This is a genomic window from Kitasatospora humi (assembly GCF_020907985.1).
In the GTDB taxonomy this organism is placed as follows: Bacteria; Actinomycetota; Actinomycetes; order Streptomycetales; family Streptomycetaceae; genus Kitasatospora; species Kitasatospora humi.
The window spans coordinates 1-21,932 of the sequence record NZ_JAJJPA010000081.1; the positions used below are offsets into that span (position 1 = coordinate 1).

The following is a 21,932-nucleotide window of genomic DNA, read 5'->3' on the forward strand; positions in this document are numbered from 1 at the left end:
GTCGGCGGTCAGCGTGGTGGTCATCGACTGCACCGACACCGGCGCGTCACCGCCCACCGGCACATTGCCCACCATGATCTGCCGGGACACCCGGCGAGTGGCGAGCGGCTTGAGCGGCAGGGACGGAATGCCGAGCGAGATCGCGGTCATGTGCGCAGGTTTCCCCGGTGTAGAGGTGACGGGCGACGCCGGGTGGCAGGAATCGCACACCCGGCGTCCAACGGTACGGCACCCGCGCGGGCCCGTTTGCACGCCCCCTGACCGGTCGGACTAGCTGATCTTGACCGGATTGATCACATCGGCGATCAGCACCAGCAGGGTGAAGCCGATGAAGATGCTGGCCACCACGTAGGCCAGCGGCATCAACTTGGCCACGTCGAACGGTCCCGGGTCCGGACGCTTGAAGAGCGCAGCGGCACGCCGCCGGATCGACTCCCAGACCGCGCCGGCCACGTGCCCGCCGTCCAGCGGCAGCAGCGGCAGCATGTTGAACAGGAAGAGCGACAGGTTGATCCCGGCCAGCAGGTTGATCATGAAGGCGATCCGCTGCGAGGCCGGCAGGTGCAGGGCGAAGACCTGACCGCCGACCCGGGCCGCGCCGACCATGCCGACCGGCGAATCGGCCTGCCGCGGGGTCCCCTTGACCACCGAGTCCCACAGCGCCGGGATCTTGCCGGGCAGCGCGACCAGCGAGTGCACGCCGGTGTCGGCCATCTCGGTCATCCGGCTGACGCTGTCGCCGAAACCGAGCCGGACCACTCCGGAAGTGGGCGCGATGCCTAGGAAGCCGGTCACCGTCTCGGTGCCCGGGATCGGGTCGCCGTTGTGGTCCAGCTTGGCGAGGGTGTTCTTCTGGATCGTGGCGGTCAGGGTCAGCTGCCGGCCGCCCCGCTCGACCACGATCGGCACGGTCTTCTCGGCGGAGTCCCGGATGTCCGCCGACAACTGCTTGTAGGTGCTGATCGGGTGGCCGTCGAAGGAGACGACGGTGTCGCCCGACTTCAGCCCGGCGGCCCCGGCCGCGGAAGGCAGCGAATCCGGCTTGCAGGTCTCCTTGGCCTGGCTGACCGGGAGCACGCAGGGGACGACGGAGTCGACGGTCGGCAGGTTCATCACCGTGCCGAAGCCCATCATGCTGACCAGGAAGAGCGCGAACGCCAGGATCAGGTTCATGAACGGCCCGGCGAACATGACGATGATCCGCTTCCACGGCTTGCGGGTGTAGAACAGCCGGTCCTCGTCGCCGGGCAGCAGCTCCTCGTAGGAGGCCTCCCGGGCGTCCTCGATCATCGAACGCCAGGGCGAGCTGCTGCGCTTGGTGATCCGGCCGTCCTCGCCGGGCGGGAACATCCCGATCATGCGGATGTAGCCGCCCAGCGGGATCGCCTTGAAGCCGTACTCGGTCTCGCCCTTCTTGCGGGACCAGACGGTCGGGCCGAAGCCGACCATGTACTGCGGCACCCGGATCCTGAAGAGCTTGGCCGTGGAGAGGTGGCCCAGCTCGTGCCAGGCGATGGAGACCAGCAGCCCGAAGATAAAGACCACGATGCCGAGCACCGTCATCGCTGTAGTCACCGCTGGTCCTCCGTCATGTCGCTCCCACTGGCCATCTTCGTCCTTGGTGCCGCGCCGGTTGACACCGCCTGGTCAGCCGGCGGCCAGCTCGCGGGTCCGGGCCCGGGCCCAGCTCTCCGCATCGAGGACGTCCTCCATGGTCAGGGAAGTTCCCCGGACCGGAGTGCCGTGCTCGGCGACCACCTTGGCGACCGTGTCCACGATGCCGGTGAAGGCCAGCCGCCCGTCCAGGAAGGCGGCCACGCACTCCTCGTTGGCGGCGTTGAAGACGGCCGGCGCGGTTCCGCCGAGCGTACCCACCTCGCGGGCCAGCGCCACCGCCGGGAAGGCATCGTCGTCCAGCGGGAAGAACTCCCAGGTGGCGGCCTTGGTCCAGTCGCAGCCAGGCGCCGCGTCCGGTACCCGGTCCGGCCAGCCGAGGCCGAGCGAGATCGGCATCCGCATGTCCGGCGGGCTGGCCTGGGCCAGCGTGGAGCCGTCCGTGTACTCCACCATCGAGTGGACCACCGACTGCGGATGGACCACCACGTCGATCCGCTCGAACGGGATGTCGAACAGCAGATGGGCCTCGATCACCTCCAGGCCCTTGTTCACCAGGGTGGCCGAGTTGATCGTCACCACCGGGCCCATCGCCCAGGTGGGGTGCGCCAGCGCGTCCCCGGGCGTGACACCGGCCAGCTGCTCCCGGCTGCGGCCGCGGAACGGTCCGCCGCTGGCCGTGACGACCAGCCGCCGCACCTCGCGCGGGGTGCCGGCGGTCAGCGCCTGGAAGAGCGCGGCGTGCTCGGAGTCGACCGGCACGATCTGCCCCGGTGCGGCCACCGCCTTCACCAGCGGGCCGCCGACGATCAGCGACTCCTTGTTGGCCAGCACCAGCACCCGGCCGGCCCGCAGCGCGGCCAGCGTGGGCGCCAGACCGATCGAGCCGGTGATGCCGTTGAGCACCGAGTGGCAGGGCAGCTGGGCCAGCTCGGTGGCGGCGTCCGGACCGGCCAGCACGGCGGGCAGCGGGCGCCCGGCGGCGCGCTCGGCCAGCGCGGCGCGCAGTGGCCGCTCGGCCTCGGGGCGGGCCACCGCCACGGTGTGCACGCCCAGTCGGAAGGCCTGCTCGGCGAGCAGCTCCGGCTGTCCGCCCGCCGCCGAGAGCGCCACCACCCGGAAGCGATCCGGGTTGCGGAGCACGATGTCGATGGCCTGGGTGCCGATCGAACCGGTGGATCCGAGGATCACCAGCTCCCGCGGACCCGACGGGTCATCGACGGTCGGGGTGAAGCGCAGCTGCGGATGGGCGAGCGAGTTCATGGGGACCATTGTGGCCTGCCCGGGCCGCCCGCCGGGCCCGGATCCCGAGCCGGGGCCCGCATCCAGGCCCGGCGACCGGCCCCGACCGCGCCGTCCGGGGTTCCCCGGCCCCTTCGCCCTCCGGGCCACGCCGGTCCGGGCGGGGGTCAACGCACCAGGACGGTCACCTGCCAGGTCTTTCCGGAGCCGTCCTGACTGGTCAGCTCGGCGCTACCGGGAGCGGCGCCGGCGAAGAGCGCGGCGGTGACGCCGATCGGCGCGGTGACCGGGGCCTGGACGGCGCCCAGCACCGCCGGGTCGGAGCTGCGCACCGGCGACCAGTCGTGCGGCCCGGAACTGGTCAGGAAGACGGTGAGGCGGCTTCCGGGGGCCAGGCAGAAGGTGCCGCGGTCGGTCTCGGCCAGGCTGCCGTCGGTGTGCGGCAGCACGGCGTCGGGCAGGCTCCGGCAGGCGGCCGAGGCCGCCGCGGACCCCGCGCCGGCCGGCGTGGAGGTCGCCGGCCCAGCGGCCGCCGGCTTCGGGGCAGAGCCGGCGCAGGCGGTCAGCGGTAGCAGGAGCAGCGGGAGCAGGAGCAGCGGGAGCAGGAGCAGCGGGCGTCGCACCTCGGGGCGGCCTCTCCATCCGGGGGCGGCGGCCCCGGCCGAGCCGGCCGGGGCCGCCGCTGACGCTTCGTCAGTTCTGGTTGGTGGCACTGGTGTAGGAGGTCACGCAGCCGCCGGCGTCGTTGTTGAAGTTGTTGCTCCACAGCGACTGCACGGCGTAGTTCGCACCGTTCATGCTGATGATCGACGAAGCGCCCTGGCCGCTGGCGACCCAGGCGCACTTGTCGCCGGTCTCCGCGCCCGAGCCGTCGACCCAACCGCTGCTGGGCGCCGGGTCGGTGAGGGTCTCGGCGTACTCGTGGCCGCCGACGATGGTCACGCCCTCGCTGTTGCCGTTGACCCCGCTGGAGCCGGTCGCGACGAAGTCGGCACCGCAACCGGAGCCGGCGTCCGCGACGTACGGCATGTTGGTGTACGGCAGGTCGGCGCCGTTCACCGTGGTGTGGTCGTGCCAGGCGCAGTACGAGGTCTTGAAGCCCTTCGGCACCACACCGGTTGGCGCGTCGACGATGATCTGCACGTTGTCACCCGAGACGCCGAAGTGCGTGGCCGCGCGCTGCGCCTCGGTGGCGAGTTATCCGCCGAGCCGCCGCTGAGCGTAACCAGCTGACCTGGACCGGTCAAGGGAACCAACAGGTAGTGAAATCTCGGAACTTGCTGGCAACACGGGGAAACAGCGAACCCCGCCGCCGGAGTACGGCGACGGGGTTCGGTGACTGTGCGTCAGTGCTGACGACCGGTCGGCGCGACCGGGCTCAGAGGTCGAGGCCGGTCAGCACCAGCACCCGCTCGTAGGTGAAGTCGTCCATCGCGTACTTCACGCCCTCACGGCCGACGCCGGAGTCCTTGACCCCGCCGTACGGCATCTGGTCGGCGCGGTAGGACGGCGCGTCGCCGATCACCACACCGCCCACCTGCAGCTCCCGGTGGGCCCGGAAGGCGGTCTGCACGTCATGCGTGAAGACACCGGCCTGCAGGCCGAACTTGGAGTCGTTGACCGCCGCGAAGGCCTCCTCGGTGGAGTTCACCTTGTGCAGCGAGAGCACCGGGCCGAACACCTCGGCGGTGGCCAGGATCGAGTCGGCCGGCAGGTCGGCGAGCACGGTCGGCGCGTAGCTGGCGCCCTCCCGGGTGCCGCCGGCGAGCACCTTGGCGCCCTTGGCCACGGCGTCCCCGACCCAGTCGGCGACCCGCTTGGCCGCGTTCTCGTCGACCAGCGGGCCGACGTCGGTGGCGTCGTCCGACGGGTCGCCGGTGACCTGGGCCTGCACCTTGGCGACCACCTTCTCGACCAGCGCGTCGTAGACGGCGGCGTCGGCGATCACCCGCTGCACCGAGATGCACGACTGGCCGCCCTGGTAGTTGGCGAACATCGCGATCCGGGTGGCGGCCCACTCCAGGTCGGCCTCGCTGGAGTAGTCGGCCAGCACCACGGCCGCCGCGTTGCCGCCGAGCTCCAGGGTGACGTGCTTGCGCGGCACCGAGTCCATGATCTGGTAGCCGACCTTGTCCGAACCGGTGAAGGAGACCACCGGCAGGCGGTCGTCCTGGACCAGCGCGGGCATCTTGGCGTTCTCGACCGGCAGCACGCTCCAGGAGCCGGCCGGCAGCTCGGTCTCGGCCAGGATCTCGCCCAGCACCAGCGCCGACAGCGGGGTGGCCGGGGCCGGCTTGAGGATGATCGGGGCACCCACCGCGATCGCGGGGGCGACCTTGTGCGCCACCAGGTTCAGCGGGAAGTTGAACGGGGCGATGCCCAGCACGACGCCGCGCGGGAAGCGGCGCACCACGGCGAACCGGCCCACGCCGCCCGGGTCGGTGTCCAGGCGCATGGTCTCGCCGTTGGTCCGGCGGGCCTCCTCGGCGGCCCAGCGGAACACCGAGGCGGCCCGGCCGACCTCGCCGCGGGCCCACTTGATCGGCTTGCCGTTCTCGGCCGTGATCAGCCGGGCGAGCTCCTCGGTGCGCTCCGCCAGGCGGCGGGCGACATGGTCGAGGGCGGTGGCGCGGACGTGCGCGGGGGTGGCGGCGAAGACCGGCAGGGCCGCGACGGCGGCCTCCACGGCCTCGTTCACCTGAGCGTCGGTGGGCACGCTGACGGTGCCGACCAGACTGTCGTCCCAGGGGTGGCGGACCTCGAAGCTGGACTCGCCGGTCGCCTGACGCCCGGCCAGCCAGAATGCGTGGGTCGTGGTCACGGTGCTACCGGCCCTCTCCTCGTCGGTGGATTACCGGACCACGGTAGGGGGCCGACCGGGTGAAACGGATTGGCCAAGGTGGCGCAGTGCGCTACCACGGCTCTTACAGAGTGGCCGACTCCTCGCCGGAGCGCAGCGCCAGCCAGAGCTCCATCCGCACGTCCGTGTCGTCCAGCGAACGGCCGAGCAGCTCCTCCACCCGGCGCATCCGGTAGCGCAGGGTGTGCCGGTGCACGCCGAGGTCGGCGGCCGCCGCGTCCCACTGGCCGTGCCGGGACAGCCAGGCCCGCAGGCTGGCCACCAGGTCGCCGCGGGCCGTCCGGTCGTGCTCGCGCAGCGGGCGGAGCAGGCCCTCGGCGAACGCGGCCACGGCGTCCTCGCCGAGCAGCGGCAGCAGCGACCCGGCACCGACCTCCTCGTGCCCCACCGAGCGGCGGCCGCCGCGCAGCGCCACCGCCAGCGCCCGCTCGGCCTGCGCGTAGGCGCTGCCGGCCTCCTCCACCGGGGCCGCCGCCGACACCCCGATCGCCAGGCCCTCGTGCTCCTCGACCGCGCCCAGGCACGCCCGGTGCACCGCGCCGCCGTCCACCGCGAGCAGCACCAGGCGCTCGCCGTGCGGGGTGCCCTCCTTGACGTCCCGGGCCGGCTCGCGGGCCACCAGCAGCTTCTCACCGGCCCGGCCGCCGGCCTGCTCGGCACGCTCGGCCAGCTCGGTCAGGTCGTGCACCGGCATGCCGGCTTCGTCCCGCTCGCCGGTCGGGCCCGCACCCGCGACCAGGATGCGTATCGTGCCCTCCGGCAGGCCGCCGAACAGGCCGGTGGCCACCTGGCGGGCGGTGCCCACCTGACCGGCCAGCACCAGCCGCAGCAGCGCGGCACCCATCCGCTCCTCGGCGTGCCGCAGCTCGCGGGAACGCTCCAGGGTGAGGGTGAGCAGAGCGACCGCCGCGTTCAGCACGTAGCGCTCGGTCGGGGTGATCCGGTCCTCGGTGCCGACCGCCAGGAAACCGCGGGCCCGCCGGTCGGCACCGAGCGACTGGACCACCACGAAGTCCTCGTCCGCGGTGTCGAAGCCGGGCGCCCGGCCCTGCAGTGCGGCACTGGCCGGCGCCGGGCGCCGGCGCAGCCGGTCCACCTCGGTGGCCAGCCGGGCGGCCCGGCGGGCAGCCCAGTCGGGGGCCACCACGGAGAGCGCGCCGGAGCTGTCGTACAGCGCCGCCCAGCCGCCCAGCCGGGCGGCCAGCCGGCGCACCACCGCGGCCGTGCCGTTCTGGCCCAGCGCGGCCCGGGTCAGCTCCTCCTGGGCCTCGAAGCTGGTGGTCACCGCTTCGTACTGCTCGGCGGCCAGCGCCGCCGAGACCGCCTTGCTGATCGCGATGAACGGCGTCGGCTCCGGCACCCGCAGCAGCGGCAGCCCGCGCTGCGCGGCGGCCTCCACCAGCGGCTGCGGCACCTCGGTGTGCGACAGGCCGACCCCCAGGCCCAGGCCCACCACTCCGGCGTCGGCCAGCCGGTGCACGTACGCCTGCAGGCTCTTGGTGCTGGTGCCCAACTTGATCCCGGTGGTCAGCAGCAGCTCACCACCCTCCAGGAACGGCGTGGGGTCGTCCAGCTCGCTGGTGTGCACCCAGCGGACCGGTCGCTCCAGGTGATCCGCTCCGGCCAGGACCGTGAGATGGAGCGAGGAGTTGCGCACGACGGAGGCGAGTGTGGGGGGCATGGCACCTTCGGTGGGACCGACCCGGCGGCCTCTTTGCAGCCGAGCGAAGAGCGGGGGCTTTCGCCTTCATTATGGACGCTTCGGACAAGCCGTGAGACCGAATCCACCGGAGCGTAGCTAACCGAAAGCCAGTTTGCCGGTCACCCTGCGTCAAACGCTCAGGTCGCCGCCAGACCCTCAGGGCGCCGTCGCAGCACCCTCGGGTGGCCGTCCAACTCTCGGGCCGCCGTCCGTTCCGCGGCCCGCGGTCCATTGCTCGGGCTGCGGTCCGTGCCTCGGGCCGCCGTCCGTTCCGGGGCGCGCGGTCCAGTGCTCGGGCTGCGGTCCGTGCCTCGGGCCGCCGTCAGCTCCTCAGGTCCACCAGCAGCGGCGGCACCTGCTCGCCCGTCACCGCGGTCAGCGAGACCACCGCATGGCCGCTCGGCAGCGCGTGCGCCAGGTCCGACGGCGACCAGCGCTGCCGCTCCACCTCCCGCGTGGTCACGCTCTCGGTCTGCGCCGTGGTCCCGGCCAGCACCTTGCGCAACACCCGGCCGGTCTTGCGCAGCATCCCGCCCGAGGTGTCGGGTGCCAGCGTCACCGCCCGCTCCCGCACCAGCACCGTCCCCCAGGCCTCCGAGAACAACTTGCCGTCCCACGGCGCTATCCCCGGGAAGGCCATCCGGCAGCCCACCGCCCCGAACAGCGGTACCCGCAGCGCCTCCGGCAGGTCCACCAGGCTGCGCAGCAGCAGCACCGCCCCCGCGTTCGCCCCCGGCAGCCGGCGCAGCCCCTGCACCGCCGCGTTGTCCAGCGCCGCCGCCGCGTCGTCCACCACCAGGCCGGCGAAGAGCGAGCGGTCCGAGCGCGCCGCCGCGGCCTGCAGGAACTGCCCGACCACCAGCCGGGAGAGGATCCGGGCCGCCTCCGGGTGGCTGCGCTCCGGCAGCTTCACCCGCACCCGGAGCGGGTGCTCCAGCGCCCGCATCGCGAAAGCCGGCTTGTCGGCCGCCGTCCCGTCGAAGCAGCCCGCGAAGGCCGGCCGGTCCAGCAGCGCCAACCGGTCGGCCAGCAGCGACCCCGGATCGTCCAGCCGCCCCAGCCGGCCCCGGCGGTGCTGCACGTCCGACTCGTGCGGCGCCCAGCGGCCGGCCGCCCGCAGTCGCTCCTCCAGCCCCGTCCAGGCGGCCTCCTCGTCACCGAGCAGCGCCCGCAGCTCCCGGGGCCCCGGGTAGCGGCCGTACGCCGCGTGGAACGGCCCGACCACCTGCTGCAGCGCGATCCGGGCGCTCTCGGTGCGGGCCGACAGCTCGTCCGGCAGCAGCGCGTCCGCCAGCCGGGCCGCCGCGCCGTCCGGGTCGCCGGCCGCGCCGTACAGGTCCAGGCCGTACGGCGACGACGGGTCGCCCGGCGCGATCACCACGTCGTACCCCGCGTCCGGGCCCAGGTCCGCCTCGGCCGCGCCGACCACCACCGCGCACGCCGACCTGGTCAGCGCCTGCAGGCAGAGCGCCTCCGCCACCGGCCGGGCCAGCCGCGCGGTCTTCCCGGTTCCAGCCGGCCCCACCGCCAGCAGCGAGGTGGCCAGCAGCTCCCGGTCCAGCGCGAACGCGGCTCCCCGGTGCGCGGCGGGGTTCTTCACCACGTCCTGCACGGTGCCCAGTCTGACCTGGCCCACCAGCAGGTCGTGCTCGGCCAGCCGCGGCGCGGGCACGTCGCGCTGCTCCGACGGGTGCACGCAGGCCCCCGCCCCCCGCGCCGCCAGCTGCTCCGCGAACCGCGCCAGCAGCACCGGGTCCGCCGCGACCTCCTGGTGGACCCGCAGGATGCGCACGTAGTCGACATCGTTGACCCGGTTGGCCCGGGTGTCCGCGTCGAGCAGCGCGAGGGCCCCCGCCAACCCGGCCCCGCGCAGGGGGGCCCAGGGGTCCTGTGCGGACAGGGCCGCCTCGGCGGCCTCGGCCAGCTGCTGGTCCCGCCGCTCGTCGGTGACCGCCTTGCGGAGGGCGGGCTGAACGTTCCGCCGGAACCCGCTGGGCGACAGGAACCGGCGGTAGACCTCGACCCAGCGGCCGAGCCGGGCGCAGCTGGGGATCAGGGCCACCAGGATCACGATGGTGATCAGGCTCTCGATGGTGCTGAACTGGTCCGGACTCATGGTCTTGGGGCTGAACCAGCCCAGGAAGGCCAGGACGTTGAGCACCAGCCAGCTGATGCAGACGTAGCCGAATCCGTAGGCGGCCACACCGACCACCGCCCGCCAGAGCAGCAGGGGCGTGGAGAGCCGCTCCTCCTCGTCCTCCGGCAGCGCCGGGTCGGGCGGCAGGTAGCCCTTGCGGTAGACCCCAGCCGGTGCTCCCGGCCGCTCCTGCGCCAGCCACCCGCGCAGTCGCCACGCTCCCCCGCCGGCCTGCCGTGGCACGGCCCCCGGATCCAGGAGTCGCCCCGGCTGGCCCTGTGTTCCGTCCAGTCCCATTGCGGCCCCGCTCCCTCGCCCCGACGCACCCGGCATTCTGGATACCCGTGCCGCCCGCCCGACGACACGCCCGCGCTCAATGTAGTGGAGCGGGGCTGCTCGGCCGCGCTACGGCGGCGCTGGCCGGGCCGGACAAGTCGGACGGCGCAGTGCTCCCCACTGGCGCATGCCGCGGGCTCGGCGGCGGCCTTAGCCTCGATAACCGAGCCAACCCGAGCCGACCCCCTGGAGATACCTCACATGAGCGCCGCACCGCTGCTCCCGCAGGAGCGCCGTCTGGTCACCGCGATCCCCGGCCCGAAGTCGCAGGAGCTGCAGGCCCGCAAGCTCAACGCGGTCGCCGCCGGGGTCGGCACCACCCTTCCGGTCTACGTCACCCGCGCCGGCGGCGGTGTGCTGGAGGACGTCGACGGCAACAGCCTGATCGACTTCGGCGCCGGTATCGCCGTGGTCAACGTCGGCAACAGCGCCGCAGCCGTGGTCGACAAGGCGTCCGAGCAGCTGGCCGCGTTCACCCACACCTGCTTCATGGTCACCCCCTACGAGGGCTACGTGGCGGTCGCCGAGCAGCTCAACGAGCTGACCCCGGGTGACCACGAGAAGCGCACCGCGCTGTTCAACTCCGGTGCCGAGGCGGTGGAGAACGCGGTGAAGATCGCCCGCGCCTACACCAAGCGCACCGCCGTCGTGGTGTTCGACCACGGCTACCACGGTCGGACCAACCTCACCATGGGCCTGACGGCGAAGAACATGCCGTACAAGCAGGGCTTCGGCCCGTTCGCCCCGGAGATCTACCGGGTGCCGGTGGCTTACCCGTACCGCTGGCTGACCGGCGCGGAGAACTGCGCCGCGGAGGCCGCCGCCCAGGCGATCGACATGATCAACAAGCAGATCGGCGCCGACAACGTCGCCGCGATCATCATCGAGCCGATCCAGGGCGAGGGCGGCTTCATCGAGCCGGCCAAGGGCTTCCTGCCGGCCATCGTGGAGTTCGCCAAGGCCAACGGCATCGTCTTCGTCGCCGACGAGATCCAGACCGGCTTCTGCCGCACCGGCCAGTGGTTCGCCTGTGAGGACGAGGGCATCGTCCCCGACCTCATCACCACCGCCAAGGGCATCGCCGGCGGTCTGCCGCTGGCCGCCGTGACCGGCCGGGCCGAGATCATGGACGCCGCGCACGCGGGTGGCCTGGGCGGCACCTACGGCGGCAACCCGGTGGCCTGCGCCGCCGCCCTGGGTGCCATCGAGACCATGAAGGAGCTCGACCTCAACGCCAAGGCGCAGCGGATCGGCGAGGTCATGCTCGGCCGGCTCCGTGCCATGCAGGAGAAGTACGACGTGATCGGCGACGTCCGCGGTCGCGGCGCGATGATCGCCATCGAGCTGGTCAAGCCGGGTACCAAGGAGCCCAACCCGGAGGTCGCCGCCGCGGTGGCGAAGGCCTGCCACGCCGAGGGCCTGGTGGTGCTGACCGCCGGCACCTACGGCAACGTGCTGCGCTTCCTGCCGCCGCTGGTGATGCCGGAGCACCTGCTCACCGAGGGCCTGGACATCATCGAGAACGCCTTCACCGGCGTCTGATACCGCCGGGATCCGATCCCGCAGGGTCCGGGGCCCGGGTGCCTCGCGCCCGCCGGGGTCCGAATCCGCGTCGCAAGCCGCGCGCCGTCGCGCCCGGGCCACCTCACCGGCCGGGTGCGGCGGCGCGCAGACGTTCGACACCCGATGGAGGTTGCCTCCACTGAGGTGAAGATGCTGTGCGAACCCGGTTCGGCTCCGCCTGAGCCGAATCCGCTTGACGTAATGTCAGAGCAGATGGACAGCGAGCCTCATCCCACGGTCGGCATGCCGGCCCGAGATGACAACCAGGCGTCGGCGACGGCGCCCACACAGGACCGATCGACCGCCCGTCCGGCCCAAACCCCCCGGGGCGCACGGAACGGCGATCACCCCAGCCGCCCCGGGGCTCTCCCCCCCGCTCCGGGGCGGCTCTTCGCCGTCCCCGTGCGGCTGCTCGCCGCGCCGGTCGTACCGCTGCTGCTGGGGCTGCTACTGGCGGCGGTCTCCTGGCAGGTGGCCGTGGACGGACCACTGCTCGGTGTGGACCACACGATCCGACACGGCACCGCTCAGCTGCGCACTTCCCTGCACAGCGGGCCGCTGGACGGCTTGGCGCACGTGCTCTCCGACCTCGGTTCGACCGTTCCGGCGATCCCGGTGCTGCTCGCTGCGGGCGTGATCGCGGCCTGGCGGCTGTGGCGCGCCGACCGGCCGCACCGGTGGGTGCCGCTGGCGGTGGCCGCAGGCGCCGCCGTGCTGATCCCGTTGCTGGTCGTGCCGGCGAAGGCCTGGTTCGCCCGCCCCGGGCCGCTCGGCGAGCCGCTGAAGCCCCACGAGTGGGGCTGGTACCCGTCCGGGCACACCACCACGGCCGCCATCAGCTTCGGCGTCGCGGCGCTGCTGCTGGGCCGCACCGTTCGCCGTTCATGGCCGTTCACCGCCGTTGCCGCGCTGCTCTGGGCGGGCGTGGGCGCCGGGTTGGTCTGGTGCGACTACCACTGGTTCCTGGATGTGGTGGGTGGCTGGTGCCTGTCGGGCCTGGTGCTCTGGTGCCTGGCCCGGTGGCTGCGGTGGTTGCCGGCGCGGGCGGGCGCTGCGGTGGAGCCGAGCCTGCGATGTCGAGCCGGGAAAGGGAGCCGAGGGTCGACGCAAGGAAGCTGAGCCTGGCTCATCATGTGGCTGGCTCGGTACTGCCTCCGAGGGCTACCCTGACGGCACCTGAAACGCCGAGGAGCCCGCATGTCCAGCTCGTCCACCGACTCCCGCCGGCCCGGAACCGCTGACACCGCTGAGCCCGCTGACACCGCTGACACCACTGACGCTCCTGCTCACGCTGGGGCCATCGAGTCGGCCGACAGCGCCGGGCCGCCCGGGACCGCCGAGTCGACGACCGGCAGCGTCGAGGTGACCGGCGGCGTCGAGCCTGCGGGCAGCGTCGAAGTGACCGGCGGCATCGAGCCTGCCGGCGGCGTCGAGCCGGCCGGCAGCGCGGAGCGGGCCAGCAGCGCGGAGGCGGCCGGCGACACGGAAGCGGCCGACATCGCGGAGCTGGCCGACGAACTGAACCGGGCGATGAAGCGGATCCGCCATCGGACCGTGCACCGCCTGGAGCCGTACGGCCTCACGCCTGGGCAGGGCCGGGCACTGCGGGTGCTGGAGCGAGCCGATCGGTGCGAGGCCCCCGGCCGGGCGATCCGGCTGAGCGAGCTGGCCGACCGGTTGAACATCGCCCCGCGCTCGGCGACCACCGTGGTGGACGCCCTGGAGCAGGCCGGGCTGGTCGAGCGGGTGCCCGATCCGGCCGACCGGCGTGCGGTGGGTCTGGTGCTGACCGTCGCCGGACGGGCCGCCGTGGAGCGGCTGGCCCAGGTCCGCCAGGAGGTGGCGCAGGAGTACTTCAGCGCCGCCGACCCGGCGGAGGTCGCCGTGATGCTGACGGTGCTCAGGCGCGCGGAGGCGGCGTACGTGCGGACGGCACGCCGACCGGCCGCCTCGGGGTGACCGACCGGCGGCCATCCCGCCGGTTCACACCCCCGTGACGGCGAGCGGCAGGCCGAGGTGGGTCTCGGCCATCGCCCTGAAGCCGGGCCCATCGGCGAGGTGGAGATGGCGGTACCCGGGGGTCTCGACCATGTCCAGCGCCTCGTCGGTGAACCCTCCCGTGCTCAGCCAGAGGCCGCGCGCGGCCGACTCCTCCGCCACGGCCTCCGCCAGCATCACCAGCTCGGCCGCCCCCACCGGCTCGGGCCGGCGTGAGGCGCAGACCACCCAGCGGCCGGGCAGCTCGCTGTCCGCGGCACCGGCACCGGTCGCGACCAGACCCGCCTGCCCGCGCAACCGCACGCTCCAGTCCCGCAGCCCACCCTTGGTGAGCACCTCACGAACCAGCAGGGCGAACTCCCCGGACGAAAGGTCCGCCACCGCCGGCACCGCGGCCCCCGCGCTGGCGCACGGCCGCACCGCCACCCTGGCGAACGGGTCGGGTGTCACGGCGGCCCCGAGGTCCCGCAACCGGACGAGTGCCTCATCCTGCTCGGCGGCCGCGTAGACCCCGGGCTCGCCCTCCTCCTCGACCAGCTCGGCCTCTGTCACCAGCCTGGTCCGGGCCAGCGCGTCCCGGTCAGCGTCAACGCTGAGCAGGCAGCTGGCGGACGGCTCGCGCAGCCAGCCGTTGAGCACCACACCGAGGAGGATGCCGTCGGTGTCGACCGCGTCCACCGCCTGCAGGGCGCGCAGCGCCAACCTGGCGACCAGCCGCAGGTAGTCGGCCGCGCGGTCGGCTGGGGCCCTCGGCACCGGACTGATGTCGCCCTCCGGGGAGAGCCGGTATCCGTCCAGCGAAGGGACCAGGCCCAGCGGCGGCAGGTCCAGGTCGAGCACCGCCGTGCGGGTGATCGGCCGGAAGACCGCCCGGCAGGGCGCCGGCAGCTCGGGCGTGGTGGCCTCGGCCGCGGCCAGCGCCCGCTCGAGCAGCGACTCGACGGCCGCCGGCTCGGCCTCCCGATAGGCCCGTTGGCACTCCTCCAGACTGTCGTTGTACTCCTGCACGGCGCGCGCCCTGGCCCGCTCGGCCTCCTCGTGTGCAGCCCGGGCCGCAGCCTCGGCCGGATCCGCGGCGGTGGACCGTCCGGCCCGCCACTCACGCAGCGCGCGCTGGTGGGCCAACCGCGCCTGGGCCAGCTCCCGCTGGTAACCGGAGTCCAGCAACCGCTTGGTCTCGCCGGCCGAGGGCTCCGGCGGTGCGAAGTCCGCCCAGGTCGGCTCACGCTCCTCGGTCGACGGCCCGTCAGGGTAGGGCCGGGGATCGTAGGTGCGGCGCTGGCTCTCGAAGTCCATCGCGTTGACCGGCAGCGCGAGCCGGACCAGCAGTTCGGCCAGACGCTGCCGCTCGGCACGGACCGTGGTCGTCCGATGGTGCGTCAGCTCTGCGGCTCGGACGTGCGCGGCCACCTGTGGATCGGGTTCGCCTTCGCCCACCGCTTGCTCGGGGAGTCCACCGGTCGACCCACTGGCCACCGAATCGGCCTGCGGTCCGTCCGCCCCCGGGCCTTCGGTCGCGCCGCCGAAGACCGCGGCCAGGAAGCCACTGCGGAGGTTGAGCGCGGCGTCGAGGGCCGACTGACGCTTGGTGGAATCCTGCATCGGCGGTCAGTCCCCCGTGCTCGTCGTCCGGCGCTTCTTGGGTGGCCGGGCATGTGGCATACCCCCGAGAGCATTGTCCACCGTTTCCGGGTCCGATGGGCCAGGTTGCCGCTCCTCCCCCCTCACGCCGCCCCGCGCCCGCACTCGCGCGGTTGACGGTGACGTCGACGGGTCAGTTGGTCATGGTGTTGGTGAGGTGCATACCGATGTAGCCGACGTAGATGCGGCCGCTGCCCGAGCAGTCGTCCAGGTAGTGCAGCCGCGGGGCCGTGCGACCGCCGCCGATGCGCAGATGGGCGCCCATGAAGACCCGGCCGCTCGGATCCACCGACGGCGGCACTGCGAACATCCGCTCCCGGCGCATCTTGGCGTGGCTGCAGACAGTGCGCGACTCCCCGCGCACCGCCTTGCGCGGGGGAAAGCGGCTGCCACTTCCCCAGGCCCGCTCGCACCACTGCTTGAAGTCGCCGCCGGCGGCACCGAGGACCGCCACGGTGGCGTACTCCTGGAGCGCGGTCAGCCCCTCCCAGGTGAGTCTGACCCAGTTGCCGCCGACCATGCGGTTCTCCAGCGCGAGCGTCTCCTTCTGGTCCCCGGTGAAGCTGACCAACGGGAACTCGCCCATGCGCTCGAGCAGTTCGGCGAAGTTGACCGGCCCGGCCGGTGCCTCGCCCAGCAGCACCGCCGGATCGGGCGCCGCCTCGCCGGGCGGGCAGAGCCGGCTGTTGAGGGCCCGCAACTGACTGCTGACCCGTCGCAGCGCCGTGCCCTGAAGCTCGTTCTCGGCGCGCAGGTGGAGCTCCCGGCGCCAGGAGCGGTGCAGGCTCCGACGCACCCGCTGCAGTTCGTCGGCCCCGGCCTGTTGGGCCTGGGACAACTCCTCGACCAGCTCGGTCAGCTCCGCGGCGGGCGCCACCGGCAGCTGGGGCGACGGAGCCGAACGGCGCTGGCTGGGCCGCACGCGCAGCACCGGCACCCGGGCCAGCGGCTCGGGCAGCGGCGCCAGCGCGGCCAACCGCCGTGGCTCCCGGGCCAGTAGGGCGGCGGCCCGGCGCGGCTGCCCTTCGATCCGGTGCCGTGGCAGCACCAGGTGGCGCAGTGCGTCCCGCCGGGAGGCGGGATCCACCTCGGGCAGGTAGGTGCGCACCGCTCCGCCGTAGACGGTGTGATACTCAAGGGCCGTGTTGAAGGCGATCCGGGCACCGGGATCGAGGACGTAGCCGACCGCGAGGCCGGTGACCGCGCTCAGCAGTGGGTGCAGCACTTCGGTCGTCCAGGCTCGCGGATCCAGGTCGGCCGGCACGCTGGCGACCACGGTGGGCAGGCGGCGGGTGGGGTCGCAGAGTTCGTCGATGAGGCCGTCGACCTCCCCGGCGGTGATGAGCAGGGGCTGCGGACGGACCTCTGCGGGCCCGTCGAACGCGTCCAGCAGCGGCAACAGGCGGTGGACGAGGTCCGGCACCGGGATCCGGGCGGGGGTGCGCAGCCCGGGACTGGTCGGCAGGTGCTCGGCCTCCAGGCAGACCCAGCTGGGACTGCCGCGCTCGGAAGCGACGGTGAGGGTCAGCTGGTAGGTGCCGTGCGGGGCGGGCAACCGGAGCCGGCGGCGGCTGTAACGGCCGGGGGTGGCGCCCGGGGCGGCCGCAAGCGGTCCGTCGTCCCGGTCGAGCAGCACTCGGTCGACCAGGCGGATCCGCTCAGCCGGCACCGGCGTCGGGTCAAGCACCCCGGTGCGGTGGGTGGCTTCGGGCGGCGGCTCGCCGGGCATCGCCGGGGGCTCGGATGCGGGCGGCGACTCGTAGCGCGACGCCGGCGGCGCCTCAAGGCGCGGAGGCGGTTCCAAGGCCGGGGGCGGCTCGGAGAGCGAGGAAAGCTCCGAGGACGAGGGCGGCGGGGGCTCGGGAAAGCCCTCGTGCTTGAGCCAGGAACCCAGACACTGGTCGGCCAGTGCAACGGTCTCGGCGTGGGGCTGACGGGTCGTCACCGTCATCCGGTAGGGCATGGCCGGTCCGGGCGGACCACCGGGATCGGGACCGGGGCCGGGTTCGCGGGCGGTGGGCCTGGTGGCGGCAATGCGCTGGGTGCCGCGTTCGATGCTCATGGGTGGTGCCTCCGTGGTGCTCTGGTGGGGTCTGAGATTCCTCCATCGATGGGGTGACGTACGGCTGCGGCCGACGGCTGTCGACTGGTCCGTGCCCGAAAAACGCCGCGGCCCGCGGCTGTAGTTCCAGCCCCGGGCCCAATTCATTCGTTCGAGTGGCTTTTGTCCGTCATCCGGCGCGATCACCGGAAACCGAGGTAAGGCTCCCGTCTGCCAGTCTCTGTGCCATCACGGCCAGTTCGGCCGCCGCGCCCCGCTCGGTAGGCGCGGCCGGTACGGCGAGCGGGAAACCGTCCCGCTGCTGATAGTTCGCCAGGATCACCACGGTGTCCGGGCCCACGTTGTGACCGATGTGCCGCTGGTCCGGCAGCTCGATCAGGAACTGCCCCGGCCGAGTGGTCTCGATCGTTCCGTCCTCGAACACCCGGGTCAGCACGCCCGACAGCAGCACGGCCCGAACCATCGCCGGGTGGTAGTGCCAGCCGGTGCTCTCCCCTGGCGCGATGGTGACGGTCCGGATGACGGCCATCTCGGCTTCTGCTCTCCCGTGTGATTCGACGACGGATGACAGGCTACTGACCACCGCCACGGAGGGAACCCACCGGAACACGCTTTGTCCGAAAGTCATATGACTGCGGCGGTTCGTTCGCGCAGTCGGCCCCTGGACTGTCCGGTCCACTGACCGTACCGGGGCCGGTTCCCCTTGGCCTCCACCCGATTCTGGCGGCCCAAGAGCGGCTCGGACCGGTTCAGGGCAGTTCAGACCGGCTCCGTCCACGGGACCTCCAGGAAGGTCCGGCCGACCGGCACCGCCTCGGCGGTACCGCCGCTCGCCTCCGCGAGCCAGGCGTGGAAGGCCGGCAACTCCGGCTCGGGTACCCCGACCTCGATCTGCACCCCGCGCGCCTCGTAGTGCGACTCGCGCACCGCGTGCCCGGCCGCCCGCAGCTCGTTCTCCAGCCGCCCGGCCCTGGTGTGGTCGACCGCCACCAGCAGCAGTGCGACCGGGCGGCGCTCCACCAGGCCGAGCTCGTCCAGCGCCGCCGAGACCGCGCCGCCGTAGGCCCGCACCAGGCCGCCCGCACCGAGCAGCACTCCACCGAAGTACCGGGTCACCACCGCCACGGTGTCGGTGACGCCCCGCCGACGCAGCACCTCCAGCATCGGCACGCCCGCCGTCCCGGCCGGCTCGCCGTCGTCGTTGGACCGCTCGCGGCGCTGGTCGGCCCCGACCACGAACGCCGTGCAGTTGTGCCGGGCGTCCCAGTACTGCTTGCGGATCCCGGCGATGAACTGCTGCGCCGCCTGTTCGTCGCCGGCCCGGGCGAGATGGCAGATGAAGCGCGAACGCTTCACCTCGATCTCATGGCTGCCGTCCGCCCGGAGGGTCAGGTACGGCCTGGGATCTGGCTGCGACATGGCAGTGGCACTCCGAACGGCGGAAACACGGTCCCGGCCACCCTAACCATCCACGGGTCCGGGCTGCCCCGCGCCGCCGTTCGCCGGTCAGCGGGCGCGCAGCGCCTCCAGTCGGGGGCGGTCGAGCCCGGTGAGCGCGGTGACCTCGGCCGGGTCGACGGCGCCGCAGTCCAGTCCGCGCAGCAGGTAGCCGCTGAGTGCCCTGGCGGTGGCCGGCTCGTCCAGCACCGCGCCGCCGGCCTTGGCCAGGTACGCGGTCAGCCGGTCCGCCGCGGAGCTCAAGCCCTCGCGGTAGAAGGTGTACACGGCCGCGTAGCGGGTGGGCAGGTGCGCCGGGTGCAGGTCCCAGCCCTGGTGGTAGGCGCGGGCCAAGGACCGGCGGACCAGCCCGTAGTGCAGCCGCCAGGCGGCAGTGACCTGCTCCTGGGAGCCGGTCGGGATCACATTGGTCGAACCGTCCGAGAGCCGCACGCCGGTACCGGCAGCTGCCACCTGCATCACGGCCTTTGCGTGGTCGGCCGCCGGGTGGTCCGTGCTCTGGTAGGCGGCGCTCACTCCGCAAGCGGCGCTGTAGTCGAACGTGCCGTAGTGCAGACCGGTTGCCCGCCCCTCGGCCGCCTCGATCAGCCGGGCCACGGTGGCTCGGCCGTCGGCGCCCAGGATCGCCTGGGTGGTCTCGATCTGGATCTCGAAGCCGATCCGGCCGAGAGGTAGCCCCGCCCGTTCCTCGAAGTCCGTCAACAGCCGGACCAGCGCGGACACCTGCCGCGGATGGCTGACCTTGGGGAGCGTGAGGACGAGTCCGGTGGGCAGTTCGCCGTGCTCCGCCAGCAGCGTGCCCAGGAACAGCTCCAGGGTCCGGATGGCGCGGGCGCGGGCCGCTGCCTCCAGGCACTTGAACCGCACACCGAGGTAGGGCGGCGCGCTGCGGTCGGTCACCGCGGCGGCCACCAGTCGGGCCACTCGCACCGCCTCGGCGTCCTCCCCGGCATCGGGGCGCGATCCGTACCCGTCCTCGAAGTCGATCCGCAGGTCCTCGATCGGCTCGCGCAGCAACTTGCTCCGGACTCGGGCGTGCACGTCGGTGATCAGCTCGTCGGACGGAACTCCGAGCGCCCCGGCCAGCGCCGCCGGAGTGCCGGCATGCGCGTCCAGGGCCTCCAGCGCTTGTCGGCCCCAGTCCGCCACGGTGTCGGCAGTGAAGACGTCCGCCGGAACGTAGACGGTGTGCACGGGCTGCCTGCTGCTCGGATCACCCGGGTAGCGGCGGGCCAGCTCGGCGTCGACCGGGCCGAGCAGCGCCTCCACCTCGGCGGTCGCGGACGGCGAGAAGGTCACCCGCTCCGGTCCGGCCCACGCGCCGTCAGTCTGCTCGACCCCGGACATGCTGCCCTCCAGTCGCTTCAACAGATTGTTGATGCGACGGTAGCCACGGACCGCCGCGAGCGTCAATGGGCGTTCACCAGCCGACCCGAGCCACTCCGCTCAGTCTCGACCGAGCGTGGCGTAGCGGTCCTGCAGGTAGGGCCAGATCCGGGACATCTCGCCGCGGCTCGCCGGCACGCCGGGGCGGCGGCCGGTCACCCCGTACTCGGTGAAGAGGTAGTGCGCCAACCTCTCCTCGTCGGGATCGTGGCCCTTCTCCTCCTGGTAGGCCATCAGCGCCTCGACGGCGAGGTCCACGGTCAGCTCGCCACGCGGGCCGACCGGCTCGTCCTGGGGCGGCACCGGCACTCGCGGGGCGAAGACGTTGTCCGCCGCCGGGCCAGCCGGTGCAACCGGTGCCGGAGCGGGCCGCGGCACCACGGCCTGCGGGGCCTCGGGCTGACGCACGGGGCCACCGGGCTGCGCCGCGTGCTGCTGGGGAGCAGGAACCGGTGCGGTGCCCAACTCCAGCTCGGGCTGCTCCGCCACCGGCGCCTGGCCGCGGCTCTCGGCGAGTGCGAGCAGATGAGCGACCGTCGGCTGCGGCCGGCCCGCGTGCGCGGACTGCGGGGTCACGGCATTGGCGGGGGCCGCCAGGCCACCCGCCGGAGTCGGGACACCCGGCTGGTCACCCTGCACGGGGTGCGAGGGCTGCATCGGGTGCGCCGGCGGCACGGGGTGCGAGGGCGGCGCGGGGTGCGAGGGCTGCACCGGGTGCGCCGGCGGCGCAGCCGCGGGGGCCTCCGCCTCCGCCACCGGGCGCGTCGAGAACCAGGGTGAAGGCTGGCCTGCGGGGCGCTCGGCGGCAGCCGTCGCCGGGGCGCCGGGCTGCTGCCGACCAGGTCCGCCCGTCATCTCCTGCGTCGCCGCCGCATCGACGGGCAGTTGGGCCCTGATGTCGCGCAGCGCCGCGACCGGCCGACCGGGTCGGCTGGGCACAGCCTGCTCCGTCGCCGGCGTCTGCTGACGAACCCCCGGCTCCGGCTGCGCGACCGCCTCGGGCCCCGGCTGGCCCTCCCGCCACCGGGCCGCAGCCAGCTTCGCCAAGGTGGGCCCCACCGCGGCGGCCTGGGCCAGCGGGTCCGCACCCGTTCCGGGCGCCGCCGCCTCGTGGTCCGCAGTCTCCACCGCCTCACGCTCCAGCATGGCAGCGGTCGCGGGCGGCGGGTCCATCCGCTCCAACACCGAAATGTCGAGCGGCACGCCGAATTTGGCCAGCTTCAACGGCAGCAGCGCCTGGATCGGCGCCGAACGCCGCCAGCCGCGCCCGTACCGGAACCGCAGTTGGGCCCGATAGACCAGGCGATTCTGCTCCAGGCGCACGACCTCGTCGTACGACCGCAGCTCCCACAACTGCATCCGCCGCCACATCCGGAAGGTGGGCACCGGCGACAGCAACCAGCGCATCAGGCGGACGGACTCCATGTGACGGTCCGCCGAGATCGCCGCGATCCGCCCCACCGCATGCCGCGAGGCCTCCACCACGACGACGAAGAGCACCGGGATGACCGCGTGCATGCCCATGCCCAGCGGATCGCCCCAGGAGGCGGCGGCGTTGAACGAGATGGTCGCCACCGTCAGCAGCCAGGCAGCCTGGCGGAGCAGCGGGAACGGTATTCGGAGCCAGGTCAGCACGAGGTCCAGCGCGAGCAGCACCACGATGCCGGCGTCCACACCGATCGGGAACGCGTACGAGAATTCGCCGAACCCCTTGTGCAGGGCCAGCGCACGCACCGCCGAGTACGACCCGGCGAAGCCGATCCCGGAGATCAGGCACGCACCGACAGCCACTACGCCCAGCAGCGCACGGTGCGCACGGGTAAGGGATGGACGTGCCATTCGATGATCAACCCCTGAGTTCGACGTGGACGCCCCGGATACTACTCGGAGACTCCTTCCGCACCGTGCGCTCCCCCACCGGCAGAAGCCCCTC

Annotated in this window: 17 protein-coding genes; 3 read left to right on the top strand and 14 right to left on the bottom strand. The window is 73.2% G+C overall.

Annotated features, from left to right (window positions below; genetic code table 11):
* From LN042_RS34800 to LN042_RS34835, 8 genes are all read right to left on the bottom strand, one after another.
* A partial coding sequence (locus LN042_RS34800) for a flavodoxin-dependent (E)-4-hydroxy-3-methylbut-2-enyl-diphosphate synthase (RefSeq protein WP_504871039.1) occupies window positions 1-150 on the bottom strand: 150 nt, incomplete at its 3' end.
* 120 nt (window positions 151-270) lie between these two features.
* Window positions 271-1,575 carry a M50 family metallopeptidase gene (locus LN042_RS34805; RefSeq protein WP_230055463.1) on the bottom strand — a complete coding sequence of 435 codons (1,305 nt, stop codon included), beginning with the start codon at window positions 1,573-1,575 and terminating at the stop codon, window positions 271-273.
* 72 nt (window positions 1,576-1,647) lie between these two features.
* Entirely contained in the window at window positions 1,648-2,877 is a 1,230-nt protein-coding gene (gene dxr / locus LN042_RS34810; protein ID WP_230055464.1) for a 1-deoxy-D-xylulose-5-phosphate reductoisomerase, read from the bottom strand.
* A 146-nt stretch (window positions 2,878-3,023) separates the two neighbouring features.
* Window positions 3,024-3,479, bottom strand: a complete 456-nt coding sequence (locus LN042_RS34815; protein WP_230055465.1) for a hypothetical protein — start codon at window positions 3,477-3,479, stop codon at window positions 3,024-3,026.
* A gap of 70 nt (window positions 3,480-3,549) precedes the next feature.
* On the bottom strand, window positions 3,550-3,999 hold the full coding sequence (locus LN042_RS34820) for a hypothetical protein (RefSeq protein WP_230055466.1): 450 nt from the start codon (window positions 3,997-3,999) through the stop codon (window positions 3,550-3,552).
* Window positions 4,000-4,234: 235 nt separating this feature from the next.
* Window positions 4,235-5,677 (bottom strand): aldehyde dehydrogenase family protein, encoded by a 1,443-nt coding sequence (locus tag LN042_RS34825; RefSeq protein WP_230055467.1) that lies wholly within the window; start codon window positions 5,675-5,677, stop codon window positions 4,235-4,237.
* A gap of 103 nt (window positions 5,678-5,780) precedes the next feature.
* Window positions 5,781-7,397, bottom strand: a complete 1,617-nt coding sequence (locus tag LN042_RS34830; RefSeq protein ID WP_230055468.1) for a PucR family transcriptional regulator — start codon at window positions 7,395-7,397, stop codon at window positions 5,781-5,783.
* 343 nt (window positions 7,398-7,740) lie between these two features.
* On the bottom strand, window positions 7,741-9,798 hold the full coding sequence (locus LN042_RS34835; protein ID WP_230055469.1) for an ATP-binding protein: 2,058 nt from the start codon (window positions 9,796-9,798) through the stop codon (window positions 7,741-7,743).
* 294 nt (window positions 9,799-10,092) lie between these two features.
* Between LN042_RS34835 and gabT the strand changes: the two genes are divergently transcribed.
* The 3 genes from gabT to LN042_RS34850 all read left to right on the top strand — a co-directional run bounded on the left by gabT (window position 10,093) and on the right by LN042_RS34850 (window position 13,413).
* Complete coding sequence (gene gabT, locus LN042_RS34840; RefSeq protein ID WP_230055470.1) at window positions 10,093-11,433, top strand: 4-aminobutyrate--2-oxoglutarate transaminase; 1,341 nt, start codon at window positions 10,093-10,095, stop codon at window positions 11,431-11,433.
* Between the two features lie 423 nt (window positions 11,434-11,856).
* The gene (locus LN042_RS34845; protein WP_230055471.1) at window positions 11,857-12,573 is read left to right on the top strand and encodes a phosphatase PAP2 family protein; all 717 of its coding nucleotides are present in this window, start codon (window positions 11,857-11,859) and stop codon (window positions 12,571-12,573) included.
* Between the two features lie 78 nt (window positions 12,574-12,651).
* On the top strand, window positions 12,652-13,413 hold the full coding sequence (locus tag LN042_RS34850; RefSeq protein WP_230055472.1) for a MarR family winged helix-turn-helix transcriptional regulator: 762 nt from the start codon (window positions 12,652-12,654) through the stop codon (window positions 13,411-13,413).
* 24 nt (window positions 13,414-13,437) lie between these two features.
* Here LN042_RS34850 and LN042_RS34855 read toward each other — a convergent pair whose 3' ends face one another.
* The 6 genes from LN042_RS34855 to LN042_RS34880 all read right to left on the bottom strand — a co-directional run bounded on the left by LN042_RS34855 (window position 13,438) and on the right by LN042_RS34880 (window position 21,838).
* Window positions 13,438-15,054, bottom strand: a complete 1,617-nt coding sequence (locus LN042_RS34855) for a restriction endonuclease (protein ID WP_230055473.1) — start codon at window positions 15,052-15,054, stop codon at window positions 13,438-13,440.
* A gap of 172 nt (window positions 15,055-15,226) precedes the next feature.
* Window positions 15,227-17,155, bottom strand: a complete 1,929-nt coding sequence (locus LN042_RS34860) for a hypothetical protein (protein ID WP_230055474.1) — start codon at window positions 17,153-17,155, stop codon at window positions 15,227-15,229.
* Between the two features lie 169 nt (window positions 17,156-17,324).
* Window positions 17,325-17,684, bottom strand: coding sequence for a cupin domain-containing protein (locus LN042_RS34865; RefSeq protein ID WP_230055475.1), 360 nt, complete (start codon window positions 17,682-17,684; stop codon window positions 17,325-17,327).
* A gap of 230 nt (window positions 17,685-17,914) precedes the next feature.
* The gene (locus tag LN042_RS34870; protein ID WP_230055476.1) at window positions 17,915-18,574 is read right to left on the bottom strand and encodes a YigZ family protein; all 660 of its coding nucleotides are present in this window, start codon (window positions 18,572-18,574) and stop codon (window positions 17,915-17,917) included.
* An 87-nt stretch (window positions 18,575-18,661) separates the two neighbouring features.
* Complete coding sequence (locus tag LN042_RS34875) at window positions 18,662-19,960, bottom strand: DUF6986 family protein (RefSeq protein WP_230055478.1); 1,299 nt, start codon at window positions 19,958-19,960, stop codon at window positions 18,662-18,664.
* A 99-nt stretch (window positions 19,961-20,059) separates the two neighbouring features.
* Window positions 20,060-21,838, bottom strand: coding sequence for a DUF2637 domain-containing protein (locus tag LN042_RS34880; protein ID WP_230055477.1), 1,779 nt, complete (start codon window positions 21,836-21,838; stop codon window positions 20,060-20,062).
* Window positions 21,839-21,932 lie beyond the last annotated feature (94 nt).

Bases quoted from the DNA above. Each gene is read 5' to 3' on its own strand.
- dxr (WP_230055464.1), bottom strand. From the start codon at position 2,877: ATGAACTCGCTCGCCCATCCGCAGCTGCGCTTCACCCCGACCGTCGAT.
- LN042_RS34830 (WP_230055468.1), bottom strand. From the start codon at position 7,397: ATGCCCCCCACACTCGCCTCCGTCGTGCGCAACTCCTCGCTCCATCTC.
- gabT (WP_230055470.1), top strand. From the start codon at position 10,093: ATGAGCGCCGCACCGCTGCTCCCGCAGGAGCGCCGTCTGGTCACCGCG.
- LN042_RS34850 (WP_230055472.1), top strand. From the start codon at position 12,652: ATGTCCAGCTCGTCCACCGACTCCCGCCGGCCCGGAACCGCTGACACC.
- LN042_RS34855 (WP_230055473.1), bottom strand. From the start codon at position 15,054: ATGCAGGATTCCACCAAGCGTCAGTCGGCCCTCGACGCCGCGCTCAAC.
- LN042_RS34860 (WP_230055474.1), bottom strand. From the start codon at position 17,155: ATGAGCATCGAACGCGGCACCCAGCGCATTGCCGCCACCAGGCCCACC.
- LN042_RS34865 (WP_230055475.1), bottom strand. From the start codon at position 17,684: ATGGCCGTCATCCGGACCGTCACCATCGCGCCAGGGGAGAGCACCGGC.
- LN042_RS34870 (WP_230055476.1), bottom strand. From the start codon at position 18,574: ATGTCGCAGCCAGATCCCAGGCCGTACCTGACCCTCCGGGCGGACGGC.
- LN042_RS34875 (WP_230055478.1), bottom strand. From the start codon at position 19,960: ATGTCCGGGGTCGAGCAGACTGACGGCGCGTGGGCCGGACCGGAGCGG.
- LN042_RS34880 (WP_230055477.1), bottom strand. From the start codon at position 21,838: ATGGCACGTCCATCCCTTACCCGTGCGCACCGTGCGCTGCTGGGCGTA.